The organism is Arcicella rigui (assembly GCF_034929435.1).
Taxonomy (GTDB): Bacteria; Bacteroidota; Bacteroidia; order Cytophagales; family Spirosomataceae; genus Arcicella; species Arcicella rigui.
Genome location: NZ_JAYFUM010000005.1, coordinates 158,200 through 170,732, shown reverse-complemented (window position 1 = coordinate 170,732; position 12,533 = coordinate 158,200). Strand labels below are relative to the sequence as shown.

General features: G+C 37.6%; 8 protein-coding genes. 2 read left to right on the top strand and 6 right to left on the bottom strand.

What is annotated here, in order from left to right:
* Positions 1-48 precede the first annotated feature (48 nt).
* The 6 genes from VB248_RS04255 to ade form a co-directional block, all read right to left on the bottom strand.
* The gene (locus VB248_RS04255) at positions 49-969 is read right to left on the bottom strand and encodes a sugar phosphate isomerase/epimerase family protein (protein WP_323295497.1); all 921 of its coding nucleotides are present in this window, start codon (positions 967-969) and stop codon (positions 49-51) included.
* A 167-nt stretch (positions 970-1,136) separates the two neighbouring features.
* The gene (locus VB248_RS04250; protein WP_323295496.1) at positions 1,137-2,852 is read right to left on the bottom strand and encodes a GMC family oxidoreductase; all 1,716 of its coding nucleotides are present in this window, start codon (positions 2,850-2,852) and stop codon (positions 1,137-1,139) included.
* Positions 2,853-2,956: 104 nt separating this feature from the next.
* Positions 2,957-3,811 carry a BT_3044 domain-containing protein gene (locus VB248_RS04245; protein ID WP_323295495.1) on the bottom strand — a complete coding sequence of 285 codons (855 nt, stop codon included), beginning with the start codon at positions 3,809-3,811 and terminating at the stop codon, positions 2,957-2,959.
* A gap of 82 nt (positions 3,812-3,893) precedes the next feature.
* Positions 3,894-5,363: a SusD/RagB family nutrient-binding outer membrane lipoprotein gene (locus tag VB248_RS04240; RefSeq protein WP_323295494.1), complete on the bottom strand. Its 1,470-nt coding sequence runs from the start codon at positions 5,361-5,363 to the stop codon at positions 3,894-3,896.
* Positions 5,364-5,426: 63 nt separating this feature from the next.
* Positions 5,427-8,597, bottom strand: coding sequence for a SusC/RagA family TonB-linked outer membrane protein (locus tag VB248_RS04235; protein WP_323295493.1), 3,171 nt, complete (start codon positions 8,595-8,597; stop codon positions 5,427-5,429).
* Positions 8,598-8,836: 239 nt separating this feature from the next.
* Positions 8,837-10,480, bottom strand: coding sequence for an adenine deaminase (gene ade / locus VB248_RS04230; RefSeq protein ID WP_323295492.1), 1,644 nt, complete (start codon positions 10,478-10,480; stop codon positions 8,837-8,839).
* Positions 10,481-10,678: 198 nt separating this feature from the next.
* Between ade and cmk the strand changes: the two genes are divergently transcribed.
* A complete protein-coding gene (gene cmk / locus VB248_RS04225) occupies positions 10,679-11,368 on the top strand; it encodes a (d)CMP kinase (protein ID WP_323295491.1) in 690 nt (229 codons plus the stop codon).
* A 9-nt stretch (positions 11,369-11,377) separates the two neighbouring features.
* Positions 11,378-12,436 carry an NAD(P)/FAD-dependent oxidoreductase gene (locus VB248_RS04220; RefSeq protein ID WP_323295490.1) on the top strand — a complete coding sequence of 353 codons (1,059 nt, stop codon included), beginning with the start codon at positions 11,378-11,380 and terminating at the stop codon, positions 12,434-12,436.
* Positions 12,437-12,533: the final 97 nt, after the last annotated feature.

Here is a 12,533-nt window from a genome sequence, read left to right as displayed (position 1 = left end):
TCATACATCCTAACTCATATATCATAATTCATATCTCATACTTAATAGCTAACCCAAAAACTGACTCAAATAGTTTCTTGCCGTCAGGATTGCGGTCTCTATATCTTCATCAGAACCTTCATAGGCTTTGTCTTCTACTTCAATTACAACTGGGCCACGGTAGCGAGCATCATTCAAAGCAGAGAAGAATTTTCCCCAATTGATGTCGCCCAAACCCGGTAATTTTGGTGAATGATACTCTAATGGGTTTGCCATAATGCCTACTCTGTTGAGTTTATCGTAATACACTTTGGCATCTTTTAAATGGATGTGATGCAGACGGTCACGGTAATCGTAGAGCGGACGAGTATAATCCATCATTTGCCAAACCAAATGAGAAGGGTCGTAATTCAACCCTAAAGTGGCAGAAGGAATAATTTCAAACATTTTATCCCAAATAGCTGGCGTTGTTGCCATGTTTTTTCCGCCCGGCCATTCGTCGTTTGTAAAAAACATTGGACAGTTTTCGATACCGATTTTTACGCCCAAAGTTTCAGCGAGTTTTACAATATCCGTCCAAGTTTCTTTGAATCTATCCAAATTATAAGCAATATTTTTAGCAGGGTCTCTACCGATAAAAGTATTTACTACGGGAATTTCTAATTTAGCCGCCGCTTGGATGATTTTCTTGATATGGTCAACATAGAAATTTGCTTTGTCCACATCAGGGTCGAGCGGATTGGGATAATAGCCCAAGCCAGAAATAAATACTCCTTTTTCGGCTGTATAATTTTTGATATGAGTAATTTGTGCTTCGTCAAGCGAATCGACGTTGATATGTGTTACTCCTGCGTAACGACGAGCGTCGGCATTACCAGCAGGCCAGCACATTACTTCTACACATTTAAAATTCTTTTCTGAGGCGAAATCAATTACTTCTTCAAAAGTACGTTCCGCTAAAATAGCACTGACAAATCCTAATTGATGCATTGTTGTTTTGAAAGATATTAAATTGGTTTTTAGTAAATTTTATTAAAAATAGAGAATCAAAAGAGAAATTGTTATCTATAAGTTAGGAGCAAAAGTAATGTTAAATATACTATTTTCATTCACGCAGTTATCATACCTTTAGAAGTATAATTCATATCTCATACTTATTATAAACTCCCTTTCTTCATTTCAGCTACGGCATGATTTACTGCACGAGCCGTAAGAGCCATAAAAGTAAGCGAAGGATTCTGATTTCCGACAGAAGTCATACAAGCACCATCGGTTACAAACACGTTTTTACAAGTATGTAATTGGTTGAATTTATTCAATAATGAAGTTTTGGGGTCTTTTCCCATGCGTACTCCACCCATTTCGTGAATATCCAATCCGGGAGCTTGTTTGCTATCGGACATATAAATATTCTTGCAACCTGCTTTTTCAAGCATTTCTGTGGCTTGTTGATGAAAATCTTTCATCATTTTTTCGTCGTTTTCAGCATCATAGCCAATAGAAGTAATCAGTTGAGGAACTCCCCAAGCATCTTTTTTATCTGTACTTAGGCGAAGGTGATTTTCTTCACGAGGTACAGTTTCGCCTTGCATCATAATAAATACACCCCAAGGCCCAACGTTTGTTGCTTTTGCTTTGTAGTCTTCACCAAAAGTAGGCTGATTGATGTCTTGTTGCCATCCTGCTCTGGAGGCAGAAAAAGCCACCATATAGCCCCGCTGAAAATCCATTTCTTGTTTTTCGAGGTTTCGGAAAGAAGGCATAAAAGCCGTAGTGGGTCTTCTTCCTAAATAATATTGGTCTTCAAAACCCTCAAAAGTAGCTCCGCCCGAACCACGATAATTATGAAAAGCCACATACTTTCCGAGTAAACCATTATCGTTTCCTAAACCTTGCTGAAAACGATTGGAAGTAGAATTGAGTAAAATCAGGTTTGTGTTTAGCGTAGCGGCATTTACAAAAATAATTTTAGCGTAAAATTCCATTACTTCTTTCGTTTCCGAATCCACTACTCTAACGCCTTTTGCTTTGCCTTTTTGCTCATCATAAATAATTGAATGTACTACTGAATGTGGACGAAGGGTGAGATTCCCCGTTTTGGCAGCCCAAGGAAGCGTAGCAGAATTTGAACTAAAATATCCACCAAAAGGACAACCTCTATAACATAAATGCCGAGCCTGACACTGCCCACGCCCTTGTGCCAAATGAATAGGATTGGGTTTGGTGAGGTGTGCACAACGCCCAATAATTACGTGGCGGTTGGCATAATTTTCTTTTACACTTTTTTGAATGTGTTTTTCCAGACAGTTCAATTCCCAAGCAGGTAAAAATTCACCATCGGGTAAACTTTTGATTCCGTCTTTATTACCACTGATTCCTACAAATTTTTCTACTTTACTGTACCACGGAGCAAGGTCTGCATAACGAATGGGCCAATCAACGGCAAAACCATCACGGGCTGGGGCTTCAAATTCATAGTCACTCCAGCGTTGGGTTTGTCTTGCCCACAATAAAGACTTCCCTCCTACTTGGTAGCCCCGAATCCAATCAAAAGGCTTTTCTTGGATGTATGGATGTTCTTTATCTCTTACGAAGAAATGTTGCGTAGCTTCATCAAAAGCATAGCAACGTTTTACGATAGGGTTTTCATCGATTACTTCTTGTGGCAATTTTCCATGATGGGGTAAATCCCAAGGGTCGGTCATGGCTGTTGGATAATCCTGAATATGTTTTACATCTCGTCCACGCTCTAAAACGAGCGTTTTCAAACCAGCTTCACACAATTCTTTGGCAGCATATCCGCCACTAATGCCCGAGCCAATCACGATGGCATCATAAGTAATTTTTTTTGAGGCTACTCCGTTTAGATACATTTTTAGGTTTGTTGATTTGAGTATCAATTTAAGATAAATTTAGAAGAAAAGCCACAAAAAAAGGGTCGCTGTATAGCGACCCTTTCCAGACAGAAAAACTAAAATTAGTTTTTCTTGATTGTTTCAGTGATAACACGAGTACCAACATTGTATTGATAATTCAATGTAAATGTTTTGGTAGCAGGGTCATATTTATTCACGCCAGTTTGCTCGAATGGACCAGCCAAATCAGCAGCAGCACCTTTTGGAATAATCGTAACAGTGTTGTCTTTGTTCACTTTCAACCACATGATATAACCTAAATCTGCAAACTCAGTTTCAGAAGTATTTTTATCAATAGTAGCCAAATGCTTTTCTCTATTGATAGCACGAGGAGCACTTGGGTGAGAGAAATAACCAGTTGATTGGTAAGTACCGTCGTATTGGTTAGGAGTACCTCCAACGAAGATATTCATAAAGCCCAAGTTGCTACTGATTTTCACACCGCTTGCATCAGTAATACCTACTGGAATAACGTATTCTTTAGATAAATCAAGCGTTTTAGGAAGTTTTACTTTTACAGTAAAATCTGCATCTCTTGTACCTGCTTTGATTACTGGATTCACAAAAGTATAAGCAGAAGTTGGTAATGCTACGTAAGGATCATCGCCAGCGGCAGCTCTTGTAGCATTTGTTGCTTTCAAGAAGTCTGTTGCAGCAGTAGTTACACCCATTGTTAAAGCTAAATCTTTGTCTAAAGTATTTACAGAACCAAGATTTACTTTATAAGTTACATCTACTAAAGTATCAATTTTGAATTTTCCAGTTTGTAATGAACCACCCGCATTTCCGAAGATACTTACGATTGGTTCTGCTCCGACAGCATTGATAATGTCTGTATAGCCTTTGTCCTCTAAACAACTGCTTAGTCCGATAATCGTAGCAAAAAGTATCAGACCTGATTTTATTATTCTTTTCATTTTATAATTGCTAATGTTAAAAATTGAGTAATGTGTTGGTTTGAGTGTCTTTCAACTCAAACCTTCAACTTATCAAATTATATTATTTCTTAGCCCAGAAGATTTTATTATCAAATTGGCTGGTAACATTTTGTGCCGCCACGTTTTCAGCATTTGTTGAAATCTCAGAAGTAGGATAAAACAAACGTTGTGGAGCTTTTGCTTGAATAGCTTTCGTAGCTAAAGGTACTTTAGGGAAACCTGTTCTACGGAATTCACTCCAAGCTTCAAAACCAGTTAAGCTGAACATTGCTACCCATTTCTGAGTAATGATAGCTTCAATTTTATCAGGAGAACCTGCCCAGCTTGCATTTACAATACTTGAACCATAATAAGTAGCAGCGTCAGCAGCAGTTAAACCAGCCGCTGTAAATGCTTCTGTAATACCTGCTTCATACAATGCTTTTGCATCGCCAGTCATAAAACCTCTTTGAACAGCCTCAGCTTGTAAGAAGAAACTTTCAGCAGCAGTCATCAAAATCATTGGTTGGTCGAACGACTTAATGATAGCAGGACCAAACCAAGAACGTTTAGGGAAAAGGTTGGCATCGTTACCTTCGCCAAGTGGTACACCTACATAAATACCAGCATTATTTTTAGCCGCTAAACGAGACAAACGTGGGTCTTTCAAATCATCTTGAAGTGTATTGATGAAGAAAGCAGAACAAACATAAGCTTGTTTTGTACCAGCATCACCACCGGCTGCATTTTGTACATAGTTTTCCCAGAATGGGTTTTGCTTACCAGAAGTTTTCAAATAACCCGGCGTAGAAGTAACAGTAGCACCAGCTCCTAAGAAACCTGCACCTTCAGCTACAACTTTAGCAATTTCAGTTTTTAAATCTTTACCACTAACGTTTGTTTGACGTATCAAAAGTCTTAAACGAAGTGTATTTGCAAACTTTCTCCATTTAGTTAAATCTCCTTTGAAAACGATGTCCTGAGCACCAGGGCTTGGGTTGTCACCCGAAATAGCCACTTTCAAATCTGTTGATGCTGCATCTAATAAAGCTACCAAGTTATTATAAACCGTTTGAGCATCATCATATTTAGGACGAATCGCAGTTGTACCTTTTAAAGCATCAGAATATGGAATATTACCATAAGCATCTACTAAAATTTGATAGTTATAAGCCATCATTACTTTAGCAATACCTGAAACTGCTTTCCATTTCTGCTCTTCAGCTTTATCTAAAATATATTTATAGTCAGTTAAGTTATCATAACAGCCATTCCAAACACCAGTACCATAAGTAGCACCATAGTCAAACTGACGTTCTTCGATGAAACCAGAGTAGCTACCAGATGGAGCCCAGTATCCTCCGAAGAAGTTACCAATTTGGTTATGACCAAGTCTTCCAGCAGTAGTATTCAAAGCATTTGATAATACTAATTCTGGCGTTGCAGATACCGCTTGGTTGGGGTTATCGTTAATATCGAGATAATCTCCAGTACAACCTCCCAAAAATAGAAGAGCTGTTGCGGTAAGGATTGAATATATTTTTCTTTTCATTTTGAATTTCTATTTGAACGTAAAATATTTATCTGATTGACAAGTATTTAACTGATTTTTGACTTAGAATCCTAAATTAACTGTGAAACCATAAGTACGAGTTGGAGGCGTTTGACCAGTGTTGTTCAAACCAACTGCGTTAGAAGTAGTGTTCGCAAACTCAGGGTCAGTGTAAAGGTTTTCTTTTGGAAGTAAAGTAATCAAGTTACGTCCTACGATACCAACTGAAGCACTTTTAATGAATTTAGTCGAAGATAAAACTGACTTAGGAACATCATAAGTGAAAGCAATTTCACGAAGTTTCCAGAAAGCAGCACTTGTAACAAAGTTTTCACCATAACGACGAAGGTTACTATCCCATGCACCTAAACCACCATCTTTCACTGTTACAGTTGTGTTTGGAGTGAAAGTTCCATCAGCATTTTGAATTACTGAGTTAGGGAATACAAAACGCTCACGTCCGTAAGATGCTGTTGCAGAAGCAACACCTGTAAACCACATTGTACTTGCTAAACCATGATAAACATAGTTTCCTCCACGATATTCAGCTACTGCATTAAGTCCGAATCCTTTGTATTTCAAGTTTGTTGTTAAACCTAATCTGTATTTAGGGTTAGACTGTCCGATAGTTTTCAAACCAGTAGCAACCGTTGGATAACCTGTTTGAGAGTTTACAATTACACGGCCTTCTGGGTCACGTTTGTAAGCTACTACTTTAATTACTGGATACTGCTCACCAACTGTTGCGAATACTTGTCCTAAAGAAGCATCACTTGTTAAACCATAATAGTTAGAAAGGTTCAACTCGTTAATTCCTTGGTATAACTCAAGTACTTTGTTATCTACTTGGCTAAAGTTGATGTTGAAATCCCATTTGAAGCCATTCGCTAGTTTCACTGGAGTAGTTTTCAAGTCTAATTCAAAACCAGAGTTTTGAACTGTACCAGCGTTAATCAAAGCACTGTTATAACCTGTTGCTTGTGAAGTAGAAATTGATACTGTTTGACCAGTTGTTTTCTGTGTATAGTAAGCAACTTCTAAGTTTACTCTGTTGTTCAAGAAACCAAACTCACCACCGATTTCATAAGAATTTGTAAATTCTGGAGTTAAGTTAGGGTCAGGTAAAGTGTTTCCTACTGAATAACCAGCTAAGCTACCATAAGGGAAGTTACCCGTTCCGAAAGTAGTTTGTAAAGCATAAGGACCAACGTTGATACCACCCACTTTAGTAGCCGCTAATCTTACTTTAGCAAAATTCAAGAAAGTTAATTCTTTCAATGCTGGAACAGCTTCTGTCAACACTAATGAAAGGTCAGCACCTGGATAGAAGAATGAACGGTTTGCTTTGCTCAACAATGAAGACCAGTCGTTACGACCAGATACGTGTAATGAAAGGTAGTTATTATAAGTAACAGATAAGTCTGCATAAGCACCGAACAAACGGCTCTTAAAATCTGAAGCCGAAGCTCCTGCTTCGCCAATACGGTTAGTTACGTTGTATAAACCAGGAATAACCAATGAGTTTGCAGTAGCATTAACAAATTTCTGAGTTGTCTCTTTATTGTTGATACCTGCGATTAAAGTACCTGAGAATTTACCGATTTTTTTCTCTGCTGTCAAGAAGAAGTCAGAACTCAAACGGCTCTCGCTTGAATTATAATCAAAATTAAATCCATTTAAATCGTTTTGAGCTTCTGAGAAATCTGCAACGCTTTTCGCATAATCGCTATATCTGAATTTCTCTTGATAAGCTTTTCCGTTGTAATCTTTTTTAGTGATACCCACACGACCTAAGAAACTCAACCATGAAGTAGCTTTGTAAGAAAGCTCAACGTTACCAGTTAAGTTTGTGTTTACTTCTTTTCTACGGTTTACATCTTTAAAGAAGAATGGAGAATAGAAATAAGCATTATAGTAGTTGTTAGGGTGTGCGTAGTTCAATGAACCATCAGCATTTTTGAAATCTCTCCAGTTTCTGTATTGGTCAAGAGGTACTTGTCCACCTGTGTTCAATACGTTGTTATAGAAATCTGAAGTAGTAAAGTCAATAGTATTGCTTGTATAACCGATATTGAAAGCACCTTTAAACTTACCATATTCATGCGAAGCATTTGTACGGATAGTAGTTTGAACTTTTGTATCACCCGGAACAATTGCTTTTGTATTGTTTTGTTGAGCCGAAATAAAGAAAGTACTTGCTTTATCACCAACAGAAAGCGATACCGCAGACTGAGTAGTAACACCTTTATCGTAAGAATTCAACTTAGAGTTTGCTTTGTTTGTGTAAGAAGTTTTTTGGATTGTTCCATCTTCCAAAGGCATCCCTAAGTCAACACTTGTACCTTTTTGAATACCAGCACCACTTACTAATACATCACCAGTTGTATATTCTGGACCGTAAGATTGGTTTTCAAAAGGAATATAAGTACGGCTATAAGATTCTGTACCACTACCAAATCTTTCTTGTAACTTAGGCATGAAGCTTATTTCTTCAATATAAGTAGTATTAGAAACTGAAATTTTTGGAGCACCCACAGAACCTTTTTTAGTAGTAATGATTAACGCACCGTTTGAAGCATCTGAACCATAAAGAGCAGCAGCGTTAGCACCTTTCAATACAGTTACGTCATCAATATCATTTGGGTTCAAATAGTTCAACACATCTGATGGTGCTACTGTACCATCCACAACAATCAAAGCTTCGTTGTTACCTAATAATGAACGGTTACCACGTAAAACCACACGGTTTGAAGGGTTTACACCGTTATTAACAGTATTGATTTGAAGACCTGAAACTTTACCTTGTAAAGCACTTGCTACTGAAACAGCCTTAGCTTGGTTAAGTTCTCCACCTTTTACACTGGTTGTAGAATAACCTAAAGATTCTTTTTGACGAGTAACCCCTAAAGCCGTAACTACTACTTCTTGAAGCTGTGAAGTGTTAGCACCAAGCGAAACATTAATTACCGATTGGCTACCAACAGCAATTGATTTAGAATCAAAACCTACGAATGAAAAAGTAAGTGTTGCTCCGTTCGGTACACTAATTTTGTATGTACCATTCGCTGTTGTAGTTGTACCTCTTGAAGTACCTTTAACAACAATACTTACACCTGGTAGTGGAGAGTCATCCTCTGCTGAAACCACTTTACCAGTGATTTGCCTGTCTTGTGCAAACGTCTGCCCGATTAAAGCCAACAAAAGCACTGATGTAATGAGTAAAAATTTTCTCATTGCGTTTTTGGGTTTTAGGTTGAAAAATTGAAGAAATATTTTTTTAAACACAATAAATCATCAATACCATATCAAGTATGGGAATATTTGATTACTAAAAAAAACAGGATTAATTAGAAATTTGTCCATAAACGGATAGGACACAATTCTTCTAATGAAGGAAAGTGGCGTGTTTTTTAGTTTGGATTGATGAATTGTAACAATAACATTTTGTTATTGAGATGTTAAAATTAGTTAAATTATTTAACAAACAAGCTGGTTAGTGAAAATTTTTCTCCATCAAACAGGCCAAGGTCGGACAGCTTTAGCTTCGGAATTACTAAAAGCCCCATAAATGATAGACTCATAAAGGGAGAATGCAAAGTACATCCTAAATCTTTGGCAAATTTGTCTATGGCAGAATATTCTTTGGCAACGGCATATCCATCATTTCCCGACATAATACCAGCAATTGGTAGCTTTAACAGTTTTTTTTCTCCGTTTTGTGCAATTGCAGCTACTCCGCCTTTTGCTTCAATGATTAAATTGACAACCGCTGCAATCGAAGCATCATCAACGCCTACCGCAATAATATTATGTGAATCATGTGCCACTGATGAAGCAATTGCTCCTTCTTTCAAGCCAAAATTTTTGATAAAACCTATTGCTGGATCTGCCTCCGAGTATCTGTTCACAACGGCTATCTTCAAAATGTCCTGCAATAAATTAGTTTGAATTACGTTATTAAAACTTTGCATTTCATGCTCGGATTGTAGCGTAATCAATTGCCCATCTAAGACCTCAATAACCTTCACTACATTACTTTCAGCCCTTATCTGAAACTGTTCAGGCGTTTTGGGTTTACAGTCGAACTGATTCACTATTTCACTACCTAAATTCGGAATTAATGAAATCCCATTTTCTGCCACTACTTCTCCTGATAAATAGGTTTGAAGAATATTAAAATTATGAAGATTTTCAACTACAATAAAATCTGCCGAATCGCCTTCACGCAATAAACCTACTGGCAATTGATAATGAAGTACAGGATTGACACAAGCAACTTGTAAAATTTCAAACATAAGTGTAGGAAATTTTTCCAATGCTCTTAGCACTAATTGATTGATATGCCCTTCCACCAAATTATCTGGATGCTTATCATCCGAACAGAACATTAAACTTTGATAGTATTCTGGTAAAAGTTCAATCAAAGCCTCGAAATTTTTAGCAGCAGAGCCTTCTCGTATCAAAATTTTCATACCATACTTTAACTTGTCTAAAGCTTCCTCTGCCGTGAAACACTCGTGGTCAGTTTGGCATCCTGCTTCAATGTATCGTTTGGCGGCTTCCCCACGCAAACCCGGAGCATGGCCATCTACTGGTTTTTGGTACTTCTGAGCTAAGGCAATTTTCGCCATCATATCTGGGTCGGCATTTAGTACACCCGGAAAATTCATTACTTCTGCCAAGTAGCCAACTTCTGGATAGGTCTGAAATAATTCTTCAATATTTGCTGGGGTAATCACCGCCCCCGCTGTTTCAAAAACCGTAGCAGGTACACAGGAGGGAGCTCCAAAACATACTTTAAAAGGCGTTTGTCGAGCATTTTCAATCATATATTCTACGCCTTTTTTACCGAGTACATTCCCAATTTCGTGCGGGTCTGAGACCGTTGCAACAGTGCCATGCACTACTGCCAAACGTGCAAATTGAACGGGAGTAAGCATCGAACTTTCAATATGTACATGGGCATCAACAAAACCTGGAAGAATATACGATTCATTCAATCTTTCCGCCGAATCTTCCTCAATTCTGATTTGTACAATTTTCCCTTGTTCAACTTCAACTGTTCCGTAATAAATACTTTTTTCAAAAATGTTGATGATATTGCCTTTAATTTGCATGATTTATATTTTTTTGATTGTCAATTATTTAGTCGAAATTTATTTTTTGAATCAAAATTAATCTTTCAAAAGCTTGATACTTAAAATTTGAATATGGTTCATTTAAGTATCTTTGCCGCTATTTACTGAGGTTTCGACAGACGAATAAAGCAATTAATCTTAGTATTCTATCATTTTATTTTAGAAAATTCTCTTTCAATGAAAAAAGTCATTATTGCTCTTGACGGGCATTCAAGCTGTGGAAAAAGTACAACAGCCAAACGTGTAGCAGCCCAATTGGGTTATGCTTTTATCGACACTGGTGCAATGTATCGAGCGGTAAGCTTGTACTTTCACCAACAAAAAATCAATAGCTCGGATACAGCTGAGGTAGAGAAAGCCCTTAGTCAAATCCACATTCGTTTCGTATTTAATCAACAAAGAGGGGCAAGTGATGTTTATTTGAATGATTTGAACGTTGAGGAAGAAATTAGGAAAATGTATATCTCACAAATGGTTGCCCAAGTAAGTGCCATTCCAGCCGTTAGAAAAGCGATGGTTGCTCAACAGCAACAAATGGCAAAACACCGTGGCGTAGTGATGGACGGAAGGGACATCGGCACACAGGTATTTCCAGATGCAGAAGTGAAAGTATTTATGACTGCCGATACCGTTATCAGAGCGGAAAGAAGACAAAAAGAATTACTCGAAAAAAACGAATTAGTTGATTTAGAGGAAATTATCGAAAACCTCAAACAAAGAGATTTGATAGATTCAACTCGTAGCGAAGGACCACTTGTACAAGCCAAAGATGCAGTATTGATGGATACTTCGTTTATGACGCTTGAAGAACAAGTAAATTTTGTTCTGGATTTACATCAAAAAGCCCTTGAAAAACAGGCGAATTAGCCTAAAATTATGGAAACAGAAACCACAGGTTTGGATTACTTAATCGTCGGACAGGGTTTGGCGGGGTCGATACTTGCCTATTTACTCATTCGTGAAGGTAAAAAAATTAATATTATTGATTCCCCCGAATTCCCTTCTTCATCTCGGGTTGCCGCTGGTATTTATAATCCAGTAACAGGCCGAAAATTAGTGAAAACTTGGCTCGCCGACGAGTTATTTCCTCATCTTGAAGTTTTTTATACCGAATTAGAACAAGTACTGGATGCAAAATTTTTACATCCAGTACCCATATATCGTCCCTTTCCGAACAAAGAAGTACAAACATATTTCAAGAGTGACAAAGTATCGGCAGATTTTTATGATTTTGCTACCGTTGAATTTGAAAATATCCGCTACAAAGACCTTGTGAATAGTACTTTGGGCGGTGTAACAACCAAACATTCTGGCTGGCTCGATTTGAAAGTAATGTTGGAAGCTTTCAGAAAATATTTTCAAGAAAAAGGAGTTTTTATTGCCGAAAAGTTTAATCCAGAAAAAGCTCTATCGGCTACTTGTACAACAATTTTCTGTGAAGGTTTTCAAGCTGTCAATAATCCATTTTTCAACTACTTACCCTTCAGTCCTGTAAAAGGTGAAGTATTGGACATCAGTATTGAAGGAATTGAACTTTCAGAAATCATTAATCAAGGAGCATTCGTTGTGCCACTTTCTGCGAATACTTTCCGTTTGGGAGCTACTTATAGCTGGCACGAATTAGACTTTGCCCCTACTCAAAAAGCCAAAGAGGAGTTAATTGAAAAATATCACAAATTAATGAAACCTGCAATCAGCGTTACGGCTCATCAGGCTGGTGTTCGCCCAGCTACAAAAGACCGTCGCCCATTGATAGGAATGCACCCAGAGTTTCAACAAATTGGCATTTTTAATGGTTTAGGCTCTAAAGGTGTAGCACTTGCCCCATACTTTGCCGAACAATTTGTAGATTTTTTGGTGAATGGAAAAGAACTTTCACCCGAAGTCAATATAAATCGTTTTGCTTCGTTATATTTAAGGGTCGGGAATTCGTGATTGATGAATTACCATTCTTTTTTTATGAGTAAATACGTCTTCTATTTCTTCATAAATAATGGTATTTTACGAAGAAAAGCCCCTAAACTTCGTCCTA

Bases quoted from the DNA above. Each gene is read 5' to 3' on its own strand.
- VB248_RS04250 (WP_323295496.1), bottom strand. From the start codon at position 2,852: ATGTATCTAAACGGAGTAGCCTCAAAAAAAATTACTTATGATGCCATC.
- VB248_RS04255 (WP_323295497.1), bottom strand. From the start codon at position 969: ATGCATCAATTAGGATTTGTCAGTGCTATTTTAGCGGAACGTACTTTT.
- cmk (WP_323295491.1), top strand. From the start codon at position 10,679: ATGAAAAAAGTCATTATTGCTCTTGACGGGCATTCAAGCTGTGGAAAA.
- ade (WP_323295492.1), bottom strand. From the start codon at position 10,480: ATGCAAATTAAAGGCAATATCATCAACATTTTTGAAAAAAGTATTTAT.
- VB248_RS04240 (WP_323295494.1), bottom strand. From the start codon at position 5,363: ATGAAAAGAAAAATATATTCAATCCTTACCGCAACAGCTCTTCTATTT.
- VB248_RS04235 (WP_323295493.1), bottom strand. From the start codon at position 8,597: ATGAGAAAATTTTTACTCATTACATCAGTGCTTTTGTTGGCTTTAATC.
- VB248_RS04245 (WP_323295495.1), bottom strand. From the start codon at position 3,811: ATGAAAAGAATAATAAAATCAGGTCTGATACTTTTTGCTACGATTATC.
- VB248_RS04220 (WP_323295490.1), top strand. From the start codon at position 11,378: ATGGAAACAGAAACCACAGGTTTGGATTACTTAATCGTCGGACAGGGT.